General features: G+C 41.7%; 14 protein-coding genes and 3 pseudogenes. 9 read left to right on the top strand and 8 right to left on the bottom strand.

What is annotated here, in order from left to right:
• The first annotated feature begins 4 nt into the window (after positions 1-4).
• Positions 5-1,621, top strand: coding sequence for an ATP-binding protein (locus HUN01_RS32655; RefSeq protein ID WP_238845847.1), 1,617 nt, complete (start codon positions 5-7; stop codon positions 1,619-1,621).
• Between the two features lie 179 nt (positions 1,622-1,800).
• Here the strand turns inward: HUN01_RS32655 and HUN01_RS32645 are convergent, their stop codons facing one another.
• The 4 genes from HUN01_RS32645 to HUN01_RS32630 all read right to left on the bottom strand — a co-directional run bounded on the left by HUN01_RS32645 (position 1,801) and on the right by HUN01_RS32630 (position 5,125).
• On the bottom strand, positions 1,801-1,998 hold the full coding sequence (locus HUN01_RS32645) for an NblA/ycf18 family protein (RefSeq protein ID WP_181929641.1): 198 nt from the start codon (positions 1,996-1,998) through the stop codon (positions 1,801-1,803).
• Between the two features lie 281 nt (positions 1,999-2,279).
• The gene (locus HUN01_RS32640) at positions 2,280-2,675 is read right to left on the bottom strand and encodes a nuclear transport factor 2 family protein (RefSeq protein WP_238845845.1); all 396 of its coding nucleotides are present in this window, start codon (positions 2,673-2,675) and stop codon (positions 2,280-2,282) included.
• A 502-nt stretch (positions 2,676-3,177) separates the two neighbouring features.
• Positions 3,178-3,720: a GNAT family N-acetyltransferase gene (locus HUN01_RS32635; RefSeq protein ID WP_181929640.1), complete on the bottom strand. Its 543-nt coding sequence runs from the start codon at positions 3,718-3,720 to the stop codon at positions 3,178-3,180.
• A gap of 199 nt (positions 3,721-3,919) precedes the next feature.
• The gene (locus HUN01_RS32630; RefSeq protein WP_181929639.1) at positions 3,920-5,125 is read right to left on the bottom strand and encodes a glutathione S-transferase family protein; all 1,206 of its coding nucleotides are present in this window, start codon (positions 5,123-5,125) and stop codon (positions 3,920-3,922) included.
• Between the two features lie 344 nt (positions 5,126-5,469).
• Between HUN01_RS32630 and HUN01_RS32625 the strand changes: the two genes are divergently transcribed.
• Entirely contained in the window at positions 5,470-5,652 is a 183-nt protein-coding gene (locus HUN01_RS32625) for a hypothetical protein (protein ID WP_181929638.1), read from the top strand.
• A gap of 13 nt (positions 5,653-5,665) precedes the next feature.
• Here the strand turns inward: HUN01_RS32625 and HUN01_RS32620 are convergent, their stop codons facing one another.
• Positions 5,666-6,253, bottom strand: coding sequence for a PEP-CTERM sorting domain-containing protein (locus tag HUN01_RS32620; RefSeq protein WP_181929637.1), 588 nt, complete (start codon positions 6,251-6,253; stop codon positions 5,666-5,668).
• Positions 6,254-6,415: 162 nt separating this feature from the next.
• A complete protein-coding gene (locus HUN01_RS32615) occupies positions 6,416-10,627 on the bottom strand; it encodes a DEAD/DEAH box helicase (RefSeq protein ID WP_181929636.1) in 4,212 nt (1,403 codons plus the stop codon).
• A 1,070-nt stretch (positions 10,628-11,697) separates the two neighbouring features.
• On the opposite strand from HUN01_RS32615, the gene HUN01_RS32610 reads away from it, so the two are divergent.
• The 3 genes and pseudogenes from HUN01_RS32610 (at position 11,698) to HUN01_RS32600 (ending at position 12,535) form a co-directional block, all read left to right on the top strand.
• The gene (locus HUN01_RS32610; protein ID WP_181929635.1) at positions 11,698-12,084 is read left to right on the top strand and encodes a hypothetical protein; all 387 of its coding nucleotides are present in this window, start codon (positions 11,698-11,700) and stop codon (positions 12,082-12,084) included.
• A gap of 29 nt (positions 12,085-12,113) precedes the next feature.
• Positions 12,114-12,374, top strand: a pseudogene (locus HUN01_RS32605) (transposase); the annotation flags it as partial.
• Between the two features lie 14 nt (positions 12,375-12,388).
• Entirely contained in the window at positions 12,389-12,535 is a 147-nt protein-coding gene (locus HUN01_RS32600) for a hypothetical protein (protein WP_181932962.1), read from the top strand.
• Positions 12,536-12,538: 3 nt separating this feature from the next.
• Here the strand turns inward: HUN01_RS32600 and HUN01_RS32595 are convergent, their stop codons facing one another.
• Complete coding sequence (locus tag HUN01_RS32595) at positions 12,539-13,438, bottom strand: DUF3267 domain-containing protein (RefSeq protein ID WP_181929634.1); 900 nt, start codon at positions 13,436-13,438, stop codon at positions 12,539-12,541.
• 1,287 nt (positions 13,439-14,725) lie between these two features.
• Here HUN01_RS32595 and HUN01_RS32590 point away from each other — a divergent pair.
• From HUN01_RS32590 to HUN01_RS32585, 3 genes and pseudogenes are all read left to right on the top strand, one after another.
• Positions 14,726-14,962, top strand: a pseudogene (locus HUN01_RS32590) (penicillin-binding protein); the annotation flags it as partial.
• Positions 14,961-15,140, top strand: a pseudogene (locus HUN01_RS36725) (hypothetical protein); the annotation flags it as partial. The pseudogenes HUN01_RS32590 and HUN01_RS36725, both read left to right, overlap by 2 nt.
• A gap of 60 nt (positions 15,141-15,200) precedes the next feature.
• On the top strand, positions 15,201-15,902 hold the full coding sequence (locus HUN01_RS32585) for a response regulator transcription factor (RefSeq protein WP_181929633.1): 702 nt from the start codon (positions 15,201-15,203) through the stop codon (positions 15,900-15,902).
• 234 nt (positions 15,903-16,136) lie between these two features.
• Here the strand turns inward: HUN01_RS32585 and HUN01_RS32580 are convergent, their stop codons facing one another.
• Entirely contained in the window at positions 16,137-16,286 is a 150-nt protein-coding gene (locus HUN01_RS32580; protein ID WP_181929632.1) for a hypothetical protein, read from the bottom strand.
• A 65-nt stretch (positions 16,287-16,351) separates the two neighbouring features.
• On the opposite strand from HUN01_RS32580, the gene HUN01_RS32575 reads away from it, so the two are divergent.
• Positions 16,352-19,408, top strand: coding sequence for a leucine-rich repeat domain-containing protein (locus tag HUN01_RS32575; RefSeq protein ID WP_238845843.1), 3,057 nt, complete (start codon positions 16,352-16,354; stop codon positions 19,406-19,408).
• The last annotated feature ends 38 nt before the right edge of the window (positions 19,409-19,446 follow it).

The following is a 19,446-nucleotide window of genomic DNA, read 5'->3' as shown; positions in this document are numbered from 1 at the left end:
GAGTATGTCCAGCGAAAATCAAAGGGTTTCCAACTCAGAAACTGATGCTTTTTTTGTCTTTGCAGACAACGATGATACGTTTATCTTTGCAGATGACAATGGCGGACAACCAATCAATGAAGTTGATAGGGGTTCCCAAGCGGTTCCAAACTCTCCACCAACACTTGTAGCACTTTGGAAAATCTTGATTGTGGATGATGATGTATTAGTCCATCGAGCCACAATTCTGGCACTCGAAGATTGCATTTTTGAAAGCAAACCTCTAACGTTTCTCCATGCCCACTCTGCTACAGAAGCAAAGTACTTAATCCAGACACATCCCGATACAGCGTTAATTTTGCTGGATGTCGTTATGGAAACAGATGATGCTGGATTGCAAGTGGTTCAGTATATTCGTACAGAATTGCACAACCACCAAGTACGAATTATTTTACGTACAGGTCAGCCTGGAGAAGCGCCGGAAGCCTCGGTGATTCTGGACTACGATATTAACGACTATCGGCTCAAAACAGAACTGACACGGCAAAAGCTGATTACAGTAGTGATTTCTTCCCTTCGTTCCTACGGTAATATCCTCAAAATAGAGAACAAAAATTCTGAACTAAGCCTCGCTCTACAACATCTTCAACAAACTCAAGCTCAACTAATTCAAGCAGAAAAAATGTCGTCTTTGGGAGAAATGGTTGCAGGCGTTGCTCACGAAATTAACAATCCGACAAACTTCATTTATGGCAACCTGTTTCATACAGAAACTTATGTGCAGTCTCTGTTAAAACTCATCAAAACTTATCAAAAATATTATCCTACTCCAGTGGAGGCGATCCAAACTATAGCAGAGTCTATTGATTTACCATTTTTAATGGAGGATTTACCTAAACTATTCGACTCAATGCGAGCTGGAACTGAGCGTATTAAACATATTGTTGAATCACTGCGTAACTTCTCCCGCTTAGATGAAGCGGGAATTAAACCAGTAGACATTCACTCCGGCATTGAAAGCACTCTGTTAATTTTACAACACCGACTCCAAGCTAATGATAAGCATCCAGAGATCGCGGTGATTAAAGAATATGGTCAACTGCCTTTGGTTAACTGCTATGTCGGTGCCCTCAATCAGGTATTTATGAATATCTTAAGTAATGCAATTGATGCTTTAGAAATGAGAACACTTCCCTACGGGACGCTACGCGTAGCTTGCTTCTCCGAAGGAGTACCACAAGCTACTTCTCTGCGAGAGGTTGCGCCAACGACTGCGGTTCCATCGAGCGAACTTGTACTGAGCGCAGTCGAAGTAGCCGATATGATCAGTAAAAGTCAGTGTATTGCTGGAGACTGGGGAATCACAAGTGAAACATTTTCCCTCCCGACAATTCGCATTCGCACTGAAATTGCTGATGCTGATAGAGTGCTGATTCGCATTGCTGACAATGGTCTAGGCATGAGTGAATCAATACTTAAGAGAATATTTAATCCTTTTTTTACCACCAAGCCTGTGGGCAGTGGTACGGGTTTGGGATTATCGATTAGCTACTCGATTGTAGTCAAACAGCATGGAGGTCATTTAACCTGCTCTTCTGCACCAGGAAAAGGTACAGAGTTTGTCATCGATATTTTTATTTAAAGTCGAGTCCCCTGCGTGGATTTTGGGACAGTATCGAATGGCACTAAGAAAAGGGACAATCGTTGAGGCCGCAGGGGTGCTCTTGAGCAAAGGAGCAGGGGAGAAAGAAGAAGTTTTAGCCCGCATTTCTCACAAGCTTCAGGTGTTTGATGGAGCAAAGTCACCTTGCAAGGTTTGTTTTAACCCAAGATTGAACCTGAATCAACTTCCCACTGATGTTTGAGCAATTCTTGGTAAGTCGCTTCCCTAACTATCATCTGCTTATAGAGCATCAGCAAAAACTCTTGAGCTTGTTCACGGGACATCTGCTGCACTTGATCAGAGAAAGTTCTAAGGCTAAATTCTTGTTCTAAAGATAATTCAATGGGTTGATTCATCGCTTTTATTGCCTACTCTTTTATTTGAGTTTGCTTGTGTAAGCAAATATTGTTTTATATAAATAAATGTTACGATAGCTTTACAAAAATCGAAGGGGTATAAACCGTACCAGCGTAGGTTAGAAATGCAGTATCTGCTGCTGAAAACCTTGATATCACTCCATTGTGGCAACCCAAGTAAAAATCTAAGTTCTAATTTTTCTTACTTTGAGATTTTTCAAAGCATTTTTCGCCTCCCCCTGCTTCCTGCTCCCTGCTCCCCTGCTGTCTTTATGATGATCTCACAAAATCGCATTGCTCCCGCTTTGAACTGGCTCCATGTACAGCCGCGCCCATGCAATCGTGTTTTCTCTTAGTCCAACAACGACAACGCCTCGCATATTGAATTCTGTGCTGTTTATATGTTTTCCTTGCCAATGCCACTCCGACCAACCCATGTCACCAGCGATCGTATGGGCAACTAATTTTGCTTGGAGGTCGGGAACTTGAGCAAAGATACCAGTCCAGTTCTTTCGCACCTGTTCTGCGCCAGTGACGTTTCGCTTCGGGTGTACTGGCTGTTCACCCACAAAGTCATTCGCAAAGCAGTTCACGAACGCATCAATGTCATGAGCATTAATCGCAGCTTCCATCTTAATTAGAACCGAGGGATTGCTTCCTTCAGAAGTAATATTCATCTCCATATCCTTAAATCTCCATTCTTCAGAAGTGTTTTAAGTATCATTGTGCTTTCCTCAGCATTAACCTCGTTGTCTTGATCTCAATTGTGCTGAGTTTCAATGCTTGACTTGTTCCAGATTCTTACAACGATTTGTCAAATTCTTATGGTGAAGAGCGAGTTCGTTTCGGTATCATCCGATTTAGAGATTAATGTTCAGACTTAACTCGCCATGTAACAACAATGATTTCTGCAAATATTTAAGATAACTAATAGCCTCGAAAACGCTAGTAAAATGGCTTCCATCGTCCAGTTTTGACTCTAAGCCTCCCAGATCATCCAAACAATGTTTAATCCAATCACCAACCAGGGTAGAATTATCGCTGAGTTCTGTCTACGATAGATGCGGATCGTCGTCTCATGCCAAAATGGGAAGGTACTGAGGATACAAACGATGTAGGACGCTCCTGCATTGATTAACAAGCTTGTTTGAAGACTCGAAGTCAGGCTCGGGTACTGCCCTACGGCAATGCGATCGCATTTTCATGATGCCAATCTGCTCGGTTCACGCGATAAACTAAGCAGTCATCGCCACCAAATCGTCGAGACTCAACAAATTGGAAACCAAAACGTTCATAAAAGCGGTGAACACGGGTATTGCCAGCAAGTGGATCGACGAGTACAGCCGTCACTTTCGGGTCAGCAAAACATCGAGTAAGTGCAAGCTGCATCATTTGGGTTCCATAACCTTTACCCAAATCAATCTCTTCCCCAATCCAGATATCAATCGCGCGAAGATTCGCCGGAATATCACCCCAGTAGTGACTATCCTCACGTGCTGGATCGATGATCTGTATAAATCCGATGGGGCGATGATCAATTTCAGCAATCAATTGCTCCCTCCATTCGGGGGCACGGTCGAGTTCTACTTCCCAGCCCCAGTCATCGTTAGGATCAGAGTCAACCACATGAGGTTGCTCATCCCAATGTCGCAGCAGATCCAAATCAGCCAAGGTGGCAGGGCGGAGGTTTATCCTCATCGGAGATTGTACGGTATAGTTCATGCTGTTTCTCCTATTTTTTCAGTAATACCGTTTCTTTGTGAAGCTGCATATAATTTCCCCCCTGCCCCTGGGCACCTCTGCCCCTCTGCTTGCCACCACGCAAAGTTTATGTGGCGTCTATTGCCTTGCCCTTGAAAAAAACAACTGTTCACTGTTAACTTTTAGAGAAGCGCGATTTGCCAGGATGGCTGCGGTAATCCTACTTGATGGCAAAGTTAGACGGGTCTTGATCTCTTCGATGCTTAGTGGGAATGGGGGCTGGCTGCCCATCACCCGCAAGGGCTGCGGTTTGTTCCAGGGATTCCCTCAATCGCTTGGCTGCGTAGATAGACATGTCTCGTGGTACATTAATGCGATCGCGCAAATATCGGAGAGCGACATCAGAACCCGATGGAGGTACACAGTCTTCACCTGTCATCATCTGTGTTAAAGCACAACGTAGCGCTTGATCAAATAATTTATCATCTAAGGGGTTGACTCGGATAATATTAATGCGGTGTTCGATAGTTCGTTGAAGAGCTTCCATACGGGAGTTTTCGGGTTCTGGATAAGTAACATCTGGTAGCCCAAACCAAGGGCCGTTATCCACCCGTACTTTATTGAGAAGCATCTGGGTTTCGCCGTTTTCCCAACAGCTCCCCATCTGGGGCGGCAAATCATGTACGTGGGTGTGAAAGTCGCTCTGGGTACCGCAGTAGGTAGTTCGGCTTTCCATTGCGGCAAACCATGAACTCAAATGAGGGTTTTCCTCCCGCAGTGAGTAGCCCTTGTAGTAGTAAAGGCTCGCATTCATTCGTTCAAGATATGGCGTAAAAATGACATCGACGATGCCGAAGCCCGATAGAAAGTAAGGGCTTGGGGTGCGACCCAGAGCCTCCTCTACCCTAGCCACCACGGCCATAAATTGTTCTCGGTTGAATTGTTCTTGTTGAGAGGAACCAGCTTTTGAACACAGCCAAGCGCACCAGGCTCTAAATAAAAGTCGTTCTAATTGACGTAGAGTCAGCACCGTGCGGTCTTCCATGCCTTGGTTCAATGGAGCAAATACCTTTTCCAAAGCGATCAAAATGTCATCGCTTTCCTTAATAATCCGTCCATCTAGCTCGATCGCGGGGAGCATTCCTGATGGTACTTTACGTTTGTACCAACTTTCTTTCTCCCCATAGCAGAACATTGTCACTTTTTCGATGCGGTAGGGGATCTGTTTTTCCTCTAGCCATAACCAAACTTTTTGACAGTAAGGACACCAGGCGTGGTTATCGCGGTACAGCGTTACCCGCACATCAGATTCTGGCTGACCAAACAAGCGCAACCTGGCTCTAGCGTTGGTGAGACCATTAACGGTATCTATTTGATAGTCCGTGAGAGTTTCTAGTTCTTGCCAGCTTAATGGTGCAGTAGTCATAGGGGGAGTTACGTTGGGCAATACTTAGGACAATTCTGTACTCTACAATATTTTCAATTACACCAAGGCTTAATTTAACCGATAGGTTCACCCACTTGAAAAAGATATTGGACAAAGACAAGGGCAGAAGGCAGAAGGCTTTTATGAAAGAAGTATTAATAAAAACTTTAGTTGTGGGTTATTGCCCACTAGTATAAAAAGATTTGTGTCGAGCGGAAAGTGCCACGAAGACATGAAGAGTTAAGGGAAGCAGTTGAAAAAGCAAATAATTTAAACTAGCAACCTAATTCCTAAGATACAATACCCAAAAATCCTCAAGCTGAAATTACGCCAGGGGCTTGAAAGTGCGGCTCAGTTCTACAGCGAGTGAGTCTCCCTGCTTGGCGAGGCTGTTGGCGTTGCTGATGGTGAGCCTTACTGGAATGGATATCTGGGACAGTGGTAGGTTTGGGTTAACTTTAGGAGCGGGTGTACGTCTGTGTTCTGTGATTGGCTTAAAGCGGTGTAGATCGATAAAGCTTTGGTAAAAAGTTCAGTAATTCATACTTCAGATTTCGTCTCCCCAGCTTTTTTAGAGACAGCAATTGCACCAACTGCAAACAATAGACCTAGTAGGGAAGTAGGTTCTGGTACTGATGTAGATGAAGAACTCAGGGTAATCTTGGCAGCAGAATCTTGATAGATGTATGTTCCTGCCCGTCCCACTTCACCCGTCAAGATAATTTCAGAGCTTGAAGTTCTTTCTAAGGTATATCTAGGAGCATCAAAAGCAATGCCAAAATCAACTACTAAATTCCAATTCGACCCAGAATCAAGCTCAAAATCAACATCTGGGGTTAAGTTACCGCCATTAGTAGATCCTGGATTCAAATTCAGGTCTAGATTGTTGACGGATAGCTCCCAATCGCTCAAAGTCCCATCCTCTGAGTAAACCACGAATCCAGAATATTCGCCCTCTTCTGGCAAAGAGTTCGTAAGGAATGGGGTAGTAGCATCGACTAAGGTAAAATCACCTGAAAATTCTTGTCTAGTTAGAATCGCTCCCAGCACGGGAGTAGCATGAAATACGCTTGCAACTACCAAACCAATCACAGCGATGCTAAATTTAGGGAGTCGAACTTGATTCATGGATTGGGTATGCTACTTAAATTTGTTGAAGGTATGCTATCACATCCTTGTCTCGTAGAGAGGAAAAAGGTGTCCTTTCCTCAAGCCCCTAAATTTATTTATGGGGTTCAAAATTATGAATTCCCCGTTCGCGTAGCGTCTCGCAGAGAAGGGGTTGACAGCTTAACTTTCGCTAATCAACTGTAACAAGACTTCCGTTGATATCTTGCCACTGATATCAGCACCTTCCAAGAGGCTGTCTGCCAAATCTCGCTTGTGGTGGTGCAATTGCACAATCTTTTCTTCTATAGTATCCTTTGCTACTAAGCGATAAATTGTCACCGGGCGTTGTTGCCCAATGCGATGGGCGCGGTCTGAGGCTTGATCTTCCACGGCGGGATTCCACCAAGGGTCTGTATGAATCACATAATCAGCCGCAGTTAGATTAAGTCCTGTCCCCCCTGCTTTGAGACTAATCAGAAAGACATCCCCTGAACCAGCTTGGAACGCATCGACCCGTTTTTTGCGCTCTGCCACTGAAGTACTGCCATCTAGATATTGATAATTAATACCTTGCTGTTCGAGGTAATCACGGATGATGTGCAAATGGTCAACAAACTGACTAAACACTAACGCTTTATGGCGATTTTCCAGCAGTTCACCCAGCACCTCACCAAAAAGTTGCAATTTGGAACTGGGTAATTCAGTACCAGGCATCACTAAACTAGGATTACAGCAAGCACGACGCAGTTTCATAATCTCAGCTAAAACCTGCAAATGTTTCTTTCCTGCTTCTGCATCACTTTCGGTAAGTTTAGATATTGCTTGACGGCGCAACGCTTCATAAAACGCCTTTTCCTCTCGACTTAACTCTACATGAAGAAGAATTTCGGTACGAGATGGCAACTCTTCTAGTACTTGATTTTTTGTCCGCCGCAATAGAAATGGTTGAATCAGTTTTTTGAGTTTATTACGTGCAAGTTTATCTTGATATTTTTCAATGGGGGTAGCAAAGCGTTGATTGAAGCTTTCAAATGAACCCAATAACCCAGGATTAATAAAGCGGAACAAATTCCACAACTCACCCAGGTGATTTTCAATGGGAGTCCCAGTAGTCAGCAACTTAAAATTAGATTTTAGGTTCATGGCTGCCTGAGAACGTTTAGTGGTCATATTTTTAATCGCCTGGGCTTCATCTAGCACAATAGTTTGCCACTGTATCTGAGCAAGCATTTGCGCTACTTCTTCCTGCTGTAATAAACCATAGCTGCATACCAACATATCTAAAGGTTGTAAACCATCTAATAATTTTTGGCGGTTAGCACCAGAAAATTGAATAATATTCAGAGTTGGGGCAAACTTCTGTGCTTCACTCACCCAATTCATACATACAGAAGTGGGGGCAATAATTAGGGTTGGCCCTTCATGGGCATTTCTGAGAATGACCGCCAATGCTTGCAAGGTCTTACCGAGTCCCATTTGGTCTGCTAAACAAGCACCCACACCCCAATGTGCTAGCCGCGCCAGCCAACAAAAGCCTTCCATCTGGTAGTCTCGTAGTTCTGCTTGAAGAGTAGATGGCAGTTCCGGCTGGAGGTTTTGCACCTCCTTGAGGCGCTGGATATGTGTTTTCCAGTGTTTATCTGCTTTTACCTTACCTACCTCATCGACAAAATCTTCTAACCCTAATGTTGCTAATGGGTGAAAACGAATACCTTTACTATGTTTTTCCGAAAACATCCGCAATTCGTCGAGGCGTTTGCGAAAAGCTTGAGTTAAAGCCAAAAATTGACCATCACCAAGGGGGATAAATCGGCTGGGGGTTTTCTCTAATAGTTCTAGTAGTTGCTGCATATCTAGCACTAGGTCGTTATTCAATTTCAACTCCCCTGTGGCTGCAAACCAGTCTTGCTGACGTTGAATTGATAAATTAAAGTCTTTCAAGTCGGCATTATGGCTAACACGCAGTTTTTCTCCTTGTGGCCATTCGATGACTACTTTATTTCCCAGTGATTGCAGTTCTAGCAGCAGTTCTAAACAGTCTTCGGGATCGTCTATAATCCATTCACCATCTTGTTCTTCAGTTCGATTCAAGGTGGCGCAGGCGGCTATAGCATCTTTGGCAAGTTGCTTTTCTTCAGACAGATTTCGTCTGGTTTGGAGACGTTTCCCGTCAATCTCGGCAATTACAGTTTCACCACCTGTACCAGGACGGTAGTAGGGGCCACCTTGGGCAAAGGGGCGCGACAAAAGGCTGATTTTCAAGCCGGCATTGGCAGGTAAAAGATGAATATGGGGGAAAGTCTGGGCGGGTACTTCTTCTGCACCTTCTGAACCGCCACCAATGTCAGAATGTACGGTGACGATGCCAGAGACGGCATTTATGGCTGCCAAAACTTGCTTCTCTGCGATCGCAGGTACATTTAATTTATTATCTATACCAATAATCTCCGCAATGCGTCTGTGTTCGGCAGTAATTTCAATGACTTTGATGCGGGTTGGAGTTTCTTTGATATGCAGAATATTTTGTGATTCTGGTAATTTGGGAGAAAATTCCAAGGTGAGACGATCTTGTTTTCCTTTTTTAACCAGTAGTTCCGGTTCTCCCTTGACAATTTCTACACGGATATTAGGTGTATCTTCCCAAAAAACCAACGGGTGTCCAATTAAAGCAGAGATGGCTTTTTCACCGAAGGTATAATCAACTTTGCCGTAATAGCCTTCACTATATACCTCAATACAACTACATACCCGCATATCTTGGGGGGTGATGTAATCAAACTCAGATAATGCACTGCTTAGACGCTTGAGGGCTATGGGGCGACCTTTACTCCATTCGCCTTTGGCATTAACTTTTTGTTCCTTTGGTTGCAAGACACATCTACTGGGATAGAAGGTTATGAACCATGCTAAACGCAGTTCCGATTCTGGTTTTCCTGGTGTTTGTGGTTCTTTTTGAAGATTTGCCAGGGCATTAAGGCACATTTCCCAAGCTTCTTGGGGTCGAATTAAATCTACGATGGTTTGGATATTGCTATCTTCTCGCAGTGCCTCTGCAAGTTGTTTATAGTTACTACTAGGTTTGAGTCGGGATAGGAGTTCTGCGGTTTCCATTGCCAACCAGTGATAACCGGAAGCGAGCGATCGCCGATACAATGGTTCCAATAAATTAGGTAAGCGTTTTTTAGCACTTTCTGCATCCATCCAGTAAAGGCATAGTGAACACAACAATGTTTGTAAGCTATTTTCTTCTTCCACGGAAGAAATATGACCGCTGACTACAAATTGTTTTTGGGTAATATCACCTTGGTGGACTTGCAGTACCATTTTCAGTCTGCCATAAGTGAACCTAAGCCAATGATCTGATTGACGGGACATCAAACTGGTGTACTCTTCTGCTTCTTTGAGGTGTGGCGCTGAACCATCTTTTAAAAGTGCGAGGATAAAAAATAAGCCCCCAATTGTATTGAAATATATTTGGCGTTTGCCTGTAGCCTTTTTGATGGCTTTCAGGGCATCTTTATAATATTTGATGGCTTGTTCATTATCACCCCGCAGAAAACTTAACCAACCCCAAAAGATAGCAGCGTTATTTTGATATTCATTTGATATCCGCTCCAGACTTTCTTGTGCTTCTTGAATACAACCCTGTAACAACAGTTGCTCTGTCAAAATCAGGTGTAGATAATCTGAGCAATGTTTTTCACTGTTAGAGCATTCTTCTTCCAGCAGCATCAACGCATCTTCCGAAGCAGATAATTTTAAGGCTGAATTGAAGAGGATACTTGATATGCCACTTTCATATAATTCTTGTGGTAGGGTCTTAAACCAATCTGCATCAAATGGATTATTGTATATCTGCTCAAAGATATTTTCTATTACTATTTTTTCTTCACTATCAGCGTACTTCTGATAATCTTCAATTTGCTGATTAATAAAACTAAGGTCTTGACGATAAATACCAATGCGGATTTCTCTGATACACTGGCGTAAGCTGTAGAATATCCGAGAATCTCTGTTCCAGTGAGTACGTATTGGTAGCTTCTCCTCTACTGCTGTAACCAGAATTTCAAACTGTCCGGTTTGTACAGCATGGCGAGTAGCTATTTCTGTGAGTAAGGGATGACATTCAGGGCCCGATCTGTTTTCCTGTATTAACAAGCCTGCTTTTAACAATTTATCAATTTGGGGACTGAGGGTTTTAGTACCCCAAGGTTTATTGTTTTCATCTAAAGCACCAGTCTTACTAATACAACTTACAAATGAATTTTTGTCTATCGGTGCATAAATTACCGAAAACAACTGAATAACTTTTTGTACAGAAGGATGTAACTCGAAGTATATATGGGCGAGTTGTGTTTGTAGTTTTGTGGAATTAGGCTCCAAAGTAGTCATATTATTTATTCAGTTCTTTGAATAATTCCATTAATTTACGTTTCCGTCCATGAGCCGCTTCTAGTTGTGAGCGATAAGCAGACCATTCAGCTTTTTTTCCAAGTTGCACATACGCAGCTTTTGCTTTTTTTAGCCAATTAACCGCAGCATCATAGTTTTCTTCTTTCTTCCTTCTGCCTTCTGCCTAAACCAGCCCACTAGTGATCACCAAAAGCTGACAAGAACCTAAATCCTGTTTGAGCGTCAACCAAGTTTCTCCTACATAGTCTTGAATCTTACCATAGTCTCGAAACGCAAGAAGCTCAAGGATGGAAGGGGTTACGCCTGAAGTTGCGGCGTGATGCTAGAGTTTGAAGACGCTTGCCCTCAAAAGTTTGCTCAACTGGTGACAGATGCGCCCCAGTAGAATGAATGGATGGCGTGATTTATTGGGAACAGCGCTAAAAGGTCAGTTCCTCCCAAGCAAAAGGAACTAACTCTTATCCAGCATCCAAGGATTATTAACTATGGGGGCTGTCTTTGAGCCTCACTAAAATTCTAGTCCTACATCAACGTCAGATAACATATCGAGAACTCGTACTTCCAACCCTGCGGTGTCTGTCGCCAGATCCTTGAGCGTCGGGTAATAGACATCTCCAGAAATTAAATATGCGATATCCAGAACCCTTGTAGAGACGTAGCAGTGCTACATCTCTACATTCATTTTCGGAGATGTCTAATGCGAGTACCCTGATTCAGGGTATAGGTTATTACCTTACCTGTAAACAACACCAATTAGACAGCTAGTACCGCAAGGCGGAATTAAAAATTAAAAATTAAAAATTAAAAATTAAAAATTAAAAATGAATACAGCATAAGGGTTTCGTTGATTTGGAATGATTGGTTTATTTCCGCCGTGCTGTACTAGGGTTTGCAAAGGTGATTTGATAAAGAATTTTTAAGAAATTAACATTTTTCAGAAAAGGAAAGACGTAATGCTGAAGTAATCTCCAAATGGCTAGCATCTCTGATCTACTTCATCCATGTCGAAACCTAATTATTTGTTTTTCAATTTTTTGGAGGAGAGGATAATGTTGAAGTTCACCTGTTTCATGATTGTCGGGGCAGTATTGTCGATTAGTGCGCCCGCTGTGGCTGAAAGCCGTGCGGTTAATACTCGTGCGGTTAATATCAGTATTGGCAGTATTGGTGGTTCTTTAGATAATGCCGCTTTGCGAACAATTCGCCAGGTTATCGGGTTTGCAGTCGGCACTAGTACCGTCGATAAATTCATTGTATACAGTCCCAAGGACGGATCTCCTATTCCCATCGAAGGAGGTTTATCTGCTTGTGCTGAAGCTGGCTTCGGGATCAGCAATACAAGATTTAATGCTTTTATCCAAGAATTGCGTTCAATTAATCCTAAAGCAGGGACTTTCTACAATCTAGAACTTACCGCAACCTGCAAACCGAGATAAGAATGTCGTTTGCACTCAAGCGAACCAATATTCGTTTTGTTGTGACATCAATTACTACAGATAAGATGGCTACAGGTAAACTTTATACCCAGAAATATTGTCCTAGAGGTGAGAGGGAAAATTGCTTTAAGGAACAACAACTGGAACTTTTTAGCGATAGAACCAGTACACACATATTTGTGGGCAATCAGTTACGACTGTAGTTTTCTTCTATAGCTTACGCTTTGATAAATGCCTTGCGGTCAAAATGTTTGGCGAAGACAGAACTACAAAATGCCCAAGTCGGAACTAACAAATTCATCAAGTGGCTGTTGCAGTTCTCTTCGCCTTTTTATCGGGAGGTATTGTACTCAATGTTCTTAAGGAAGAATTATCAGAACAGCGAGAAAGCCGCTTTTGGGCGTTTGCATTTGGTACGTTCGGCTATGCAATTCTCTTATTAGCTCTTTAATTATTAACTGTCCCGTCGCTGAACCATATTAGTTAAAAAGCTTAGTAACAATAATGTAAAAATAACTATCACAAAAGATATCCAGTTAAATTCAATACTAAATCCTTTTGTATTATTTATCCAACGGAAAATCCAGAAAGAATTATTACCGATAATAAATGAAGGAACTTCTAATATTTTCAATACTGGTATTAGTAAAAAGCTAGAAATCAGCACCAACGCCAAAGCCATAAAAGCGAGGTTTAACAAAGCTTTTACACCTGAACGCTTACGAGTTTTATCAGTTCTAGCAAAAGGAAGTTCTCGGTAAGTCACACTAGGAGGTGCGTAAATTGCTATGCCTTCTTCTCTATCTTCGACTCGAATTGACTGCGGACAACGTAGCAATTGTACTGCTATCCAGATATCTCCAATTGCACCGCTTGTATTGAATGCAATTACCCAAATTAACCAGCTTGCTTGCGGAAAAATTGCTAGCAGTAACAAACACGCAACATCAAGGACTATCAATGGTGCTAAATCAATGAAGATAAAAGCATTCCGGTGAAACAAGTCACCTGGTGAAGTGGCGTAAGCAAGAGGTAAGAAATACTTAAATTTAAATCCATAACGTGGCGAACCACCAAAGGCAGCAAACGCTATTCCATGCACCAATTCATGAACAATGATGGTGACAAAAGTAATGGCCAGTAAAATCACAAAAGCAAGAATTCCTTGCCAAGCTCCACCTCCAGCACTTTCTACACTAAAAATTACTGCTTGTCCGTGAATTATGCTATAATACAAAGTTGCACCTGCTGCTGCCAATATTAACAGTAAAGAACCTAAAGTAGTCCAAATCAGTGATATTTCTGGAGTTAAGCGAAATACATAAATTGGCTCATTGCGAGTTGCTATATTCATAATTCCTGCTAATTATTAATCCTTGCTTTCCAAATTAATAATATTTAGTGTTTATTTCATCACTCTATAGGTTTATCTAGCTTCAAAATCCTTATTTGAACGCTTCTTGTAGTTGTTCAGATGTCAAAGATTTAATTAAACTTAACGGTAGTGGTTGCTGACTAATTGTATTAACGTAATCTGGACTCAAGTAGGGAAGGTAACTTGATTGTTCGGCAACATACGTTAGTTATTTATTAATCTTATAGAAATGTATAGGAATCATATTTGATTTTTGAACAAAACTCAGTATACCTTTATTCCTTCTTCCCAGCCCCTTACCTCTACGAGTAGGGGAAACGCACCTTATTTACTAATAAAAACTAAGAGAAATTTCAAAATGACATAGATAATTGTAAAAATTGATGGAATGATAAATAAAATAAATGAAGTATTTCTGATAAATATGAATTAGCTTATCTGCATCTGAATAATTATTTATTGATACTAAACGATTCAAGATTTGAGTTTGTAAAAGTATGTTTATTTAGAGGAAAAGTGAAATTTTTCCTAAACGAACCCGTATTGCTTGGCAGCCGACGGCTGCCACAAACTCCCACCCTACAACGATTATCATTCTTATTCAGTTTCATGCCTAATTTTCTGAAAGTACTGTGTGGTGGAGTGTTGGGGAATCCCACTTTGATTATCTATCTTTAATATTTAGATGCGTTCGCCCTATATATTTGTGGCATCTTCCTCTCGAAATTAATTTGTTAAATAGTAAGGATGAAAACCTTATAATTAAGAAGATTTAAGTTGAATCATGACTGCTTAATTTACATGCTCTTGAAATTCGTCAGGAATTCCTATCCCATTATCTTGCAATTAACTGGGTAGCATTTTGGTAAGAAATAAGACTAGCTGTACCCATTAATAAGAAGCTCAAGCCAAAGCCAGAGACAATCCATTTCCTTTCCAGTGACCATTTCATAGAAAAAATCAATTAATGGTTCAGAGTCCATATCTTATCCAAGACCTGACATCAAAGTAAAGATTTTTCCAATATATATTAAGCTTAATTCAAAATTATTTTTCTTACTAACCGATTTCTACCCGATTTTTGCCCTTTCTCTCCACAGCTACTTGTTAAAATAATGTTTAAAATCAACTCTTTATGCATTATGCATCACACTAAATTTTCTCCAAATAAATTTCACTGTTTATTTGGAGAATTTTCATTTTATTTATCTTCTTTATATTTATCTAAATAAAACCGGATTTAATAAGTGAGGAAATCGAATTGCCGTGTCATCATTTAAAACTTTTGAAGATAAACAATCACAAGTTCAGACTTTACCTAGTTTTGAATTTTTGAAAAAAGTCGGTCAGGTAACTGGTGGTACACTCCTATCAATTACTATGCTATCGAGTTCTGTGCTAGCTGGAGGACTAGTGGGTTTATCTATTAGTTTCCGTAATTTGCCAGATGTTAGACAACTACGAAACTTTATACCTTCAGAAACAACTTATATCTATGATATCGCAGTTAACGACTGCCATCTGGGTAGCGAGGGACAACAACCGACAATTATCTAACCACGCAACAGGCGGAGGTATGGTGGCTCCTATCTGGCGTGATTTTATGCGGAAGGCACTTAAGGGTGTACCAGTAGAAAACTTTAAGCCACCTTCTAATTTTCCTCGCCCAAAATCAAATTGAAAGTATTAAAGTTAGGTATTAAGATTCATCCTAGTTTTTTAATTTACAAATATTTTGGCAATGCGGATTTTGGTAGTTGAAGATGATGTCCAGTTAGCAGAGATGCTGATGGAAGCCCTCACAGACCGTCAATATGTGGTAGATATAGCCCAAGATGGAGAGGAAGCATGGGATTGCATTAAAGTATTGGAATATGATTTAGTGGTGCTAGATATTACCTTACCCAAGTTAGATGGTGTAAGTTTTTGTCAACGGTTGCGATCGCCTACATCAAGGCATAGTTTATCGCGCAACATTACAATACCTGTACTTATGTTAACAGCACGCGATACCCTTGGTGACAAAATTACTGGGTTGGATGCTGGGGCAGATGATTATATGGTCAAACCTTTTGAAATGCCAGAGTTAATGGCTCGTGTTCGTGCCCTGTTGCGCCGCAATAGTGCCGCAACATCTTCTTCAGACTTTGGTTGGGGTAATCTGCGTTTAAATTCCAGCACTTATGAAGTTACATACGCTGACCAGCCTTTACATCTAACACCTAAAGAATTTGCTCTTTTAGAACTAATGGTTTCTAGTGGTCGGCGGGTGCTAAGTCGAGCCGGCATTATTGAGCGCATTTGGTCACTTGATGACCCTCCAAGCGAAGAAACTGTTAAGTCTCACATTAAGAGTTTACGGTATAAACTTAAAGACGCAGGTGCTGCCGATGATTTTATTGAGACAGTTCATGGATTGGGTTATCGCTTAAAGCAGCTTTAGGAAAATACCTGACTTCTACCCGATATTTACCTCTTATCTTTACAACTGATTGTTAGACTACAATTACATTACTGAAATTAACCTCTTCTTTTACACTAGAACACTATTATTCTCCAAATCTATTTAATTATTGGTTTGGAGAATTTTAATTTTTATCTAACTAAACTAAAAAATACATAATTACCATATTTTAGATATCTCTATTTTGATAATAGAGATGCCCAAAATCCAAATTTAGATATATGCGATCGCTACATCTAAAGGCGCGATCGCTAAACCTGTGTAATTCGCTTTTCCCATCATCTCAAGGCGCGTTGGCGTAGCCCGCCGCAGGCATCGCCTAAATTCAGAATATTCCAAACAGCGATCGCCTTTTTCCATCATTTTTCCCTAATCAGTTAAGATAATCTTCATCAATCTTCTTTCCTTTTACCCTTCTCCTTGGAATTATGACGCAGGATGAGTTATTGCAACTGATAGATCGCGCCGTGACTGAGGGTTGGCAAGAGTTAGACTTGTCGGGACAGGAGTTGACCCAGTTACCTGTGGAAATTGGTAAGTTGAAGCAGCTTGAGTCTTTGATTTTGGGAAAGAAGGTTGAAGGTTATGAAGAAGTAGGAGGCCGCTATCTCGAAAAGGTTTCAGGCAACAATTTAAAAACGCTTCCACTCGAACTATTGGGTTTGCCTAATTTGCGTAAGTTAGATATTAGTGGCAATCCTTTAGAGACCATTCCCGATGTGGTAACGCAAATACTACATTTAGAGGAACTTATCTTAATTCGAGTAGAGCTAACTGAAATACCTGATGCGATCGCTAATTTAAGCAATCTGACGCAGCTTAACCTCCTTTCCAACCAAATAACTCAGATTCCAGAGGCGATCGCTAATTTAACCAATCTGACAAACCTTGACCTCAGTTACAACAAAATAACCGAGATTCCAGAGGCGATCGCTAATTTAACCAATCTGACTAGGCTTGACCTTCGTAACAACAAAATAACCGAGATTCCAGAGGCGATCACTAAATTAACCAATCTGACTAGGCTTGACCTCACTGGCAACAAAATAACCGAGATTCCAGAGGCGATCGCTAATTTAACCAATCTGACTAGGCTTGACCTCAGTGACAACCCAATAACCCAGATTCCAGAGGCGATCGCTAATTTAACCAATCTGACGCAGCTTCACCTCACTGGCAACAAAATAACCGAGATTCCAGAGGTGATCGCTAATTTAACCAATTTGATAGAGCTTTCCCTCCATAACAACAAAATAACCCAGATTCCAGAGGCGATCGCTAATTTAACCAATCTCAGGGAGCTTTACCTCGGTTCCAACCAAATAACCCAGATTCCAGAGGCGATCGCTAATTTAACCAATCTCAGGGAGCTTTACCTCTTTTCCAACCAAATAACCCAGATTCCAGAGGCGATCGCTAAATTAATCAATCTGAGGACGCTTCACCTCGATGGCAACCAAATAACCCAGATTCCAGAGGCGATCGCTAATTTAACCAATCTCAGGGAGCTTTACCTCGGTTCCAACCAAATAACCCAGATTCCAGAGGTGATCGCTAATTTAACCAATCTGACGCAGCTTGACCTCAGTGACAACCAAATAACCCAGATTCCAGAGGCGATCGCTAATTTAACCAATCTGACGCAGCTTGACCTCAGTGACAACCAAATAACCCAGATTCCAGAGGCGATCGCTAATTTAACCAATCTGACGCAGCTTGACCTCAGTGACAACCAAATAACCCAGATTCCAGAGGCGATCGCTAATTTAACCAATCTGACGCAGCTTGACCTCAGTGACAACCAAATAACCCAGATTCCAGAGGCGATCGAAAGTTTGCTGAAATTGGAAACTCTAGATTTACGGGGAAATCCGCTTCCTATTTCACCAGAGATTTTAGGATCTTTTGATAATGTTGGTTCAGTTGAAGACATTTTCAATTACTTGCGATTACTCCGTAGCGGTGAAGTGCGTCAACTCAAGGAAGCCAAACTCTTGCTCATCGGACAAGGTAGCGTCGGCAAAACATCCCTTATCGAGCGACTAATCCGCAATAAATATGACAAAAATCAACCCCAAACCGACGGACTTAATGTAGAAACTTGGAACGTGCAGGTCAATAGCAAAGACATCCGCCTCAATGTTTGGGACTTTGGCGGACAGGAAATTTATCATGCTACCCATCAGTTTTTTCTGACTAAGCGCAGCCTTTATCTCTTAGTCTGTAATTGTCGCACCAGCGAAGAAGAAAACCGCATCGAATATTGGCTGAAACTAATCGAAAGCTTCGGCGGACAGTCCCCCGTAATTATCGTTGGCAACAAAAAAGACGAACAACCCCTCGACATCAACCGCAAGGCATTACGCGAAAAATATCCCAACATCCAAGACATTATCGAAACCTCATGCCAAAACAATATCGGCATTGATGAACTCCGCGCCGCCATTTTGCAGCAAATCGCCAACCTCAAAGAAGTTTACGACCTTCTACCCCTGACATGGTTTGAAGTTAAACAACAACTCGAATCCATGCCCCAAGACTTCATCAGCTACAACCGCTACATCGGCATCTGCCACGAAAATAAGATTCCCGAAGAACAAAACCAAGATCAACTCATCGATCTCCTCCATCGACTTGGCTTAGTTCTCAACTTCCGCGAACATCCCATCCTTAGAGATACCAACGTTCTCAAACCCAACTGGGTTACAGAAGGCATTTACGCGCTCCTGAGCGATGAAAACCTCAAAACTCAAACCAAAGGCATTTTCACCCCCGCCGATCTCATCCGTATCCTTGACCCAGAACGCTATCCCACCCAGCGTCATGGCTATCTGATTGAACTGATGAAAGAATTCGAGCTTGGCTTTGCACTAGAATGTTACCCACCACAATTTCTGATTGCGGGACTTCTGCCTAAAGACCAACCAGACGAAACAGAACTCCAAGGCGAAACCCTGGAATTTCAATACCATTACAAAGTTCTCCCCGAAAGCATCATTTCCCGCTTCATCGTCAACACCCACGAAAAAATCCATAACCAAATCTATTGGCGCAGTGGCGTAATGCTGCAATATCAAGAAAACAACGAAATCTACAACATCGCTCGCATTAAAGCCGATCCCGAAGACAAAAAAATCTTCATCACCATTAGCAAACGCCAAGAAACTCGCCGCTTATTTCTCGGCATCCTCCGCGATGTCTTCCAAAAAATCCACAAAACCCTCCCCAATCTCGAAATCACCGAATGGGTTCCTGTTCCCGGCCATCGCAATCATCCACCCCTCGATTACCAAGAACTACTCGGACTCGAATCAATGGGCGTTCTTGAATATCCAATTGGTAAACTCAAAATAAACATCAATATCCGTCAACTACTTGATGGGTATGAAGATATAAGAACTCGACAAAGACAACAAATAGACAAAGAAATTATTGAATCATTCCCCATTAAGGAACCAATTATAGGAATCATATTTGATTTCTGAAAATATTTCAGTAGGGTGTGTTATGCCGTAGGCTAACG

The organism is Nostoc edaphicum CCNP1411 (assembly GCF_014023275.1).
GTDB lineage: Bacteria > Cyanobacteriota > Cyanobacteriia > Cyanobacteriales > Nostocaceae > Nostoc > Nostoc edaphicum_A.
This window is presented reverse-complemented; position numbering and strand designations above follow the sequence as displayed.

Coding starts and splice junctions, on each gene's coding strand:
- HUN01_RS32655 (WP_238845847.1), top strand. CDS start 5: ATGTCCAGCGAAAATCAAAGGGTTTCCAACTCAGAAACTGATGCTTTT.
- HUN01_RS32645 (WP_181929641.1), bottom strand. CDS start 1,998: ATGAATCAACCCATTGAATTATCTTTAGAACAAGAATTTAGCCTTAGA.
- HUN01_RS32640 (WP_238845845.1), bottom strand. CDS start 2,675: ATGAATATTACTTCTGAAGGAAGCAATCCCTCGGTTCTAATTAAGATG.
- HUN01_RS32635 (WP_181929640.1), bottom strand. CDS start 3,720: ATGAACTATACCGTACAATCTCCGATGAGGATAAACCTCCGCCCTGCC.
- HUN01_RS32630 (WP_181929639.1), bottom strand. CDS start 5,125: ATGACTACTGCACCATTAAGCTGGCAAGAACTAGAAACTCTCACGGAC.
- HUN01_RS32620 (WP_181929637.1), bottom strand. CDS start 6,253: ATGAATCAAGTTCGACTCCCTAAATTTAGCATCGCTGTGATTGGTTTG.
- HUN01_RS32615 (WP_181929636.1), bottom strand. CDS start 10,627: ATGACTACTTTGGAGCCTAATTCCACAAAACTACAAACACAACTCGCC.
- HUN01_RS32610 (WP_181929635.1), top strand. CDS start 11,698: ATGTTGAAGTTCACCTGTTTCATGATTGTCGGGGCAGTATTGTCGATT.
- HUN01_RS32595 (WP_181929634.1), bottom strand. CDS start 13,438: ATGAATATAGCAACTCGCAATGAGCCAATTTATGTATTTCGCTTAACT.
- HUN01_RS32585 (WP_181929633.1), top strand. CDS start 15,201: ATGCGGATTTTGGTAGTTGAAGATGATGTCCAGTTAGCAGAGATGCTG.
- HUN01_RS32580 (WP_181929632.1), bottom strand. CDS start 16,286: ATGATGGAAAAAGGCGATCGCTGTTTGGAATATTCTGAATTTAGGCGA.
- HUN01_RS32575 (WP_238845843.1), top strand. CDS start 16,352: ATGACGCAGGATGAGTTATTGCAACTGATAGATCGCGCCGTGACTGAG.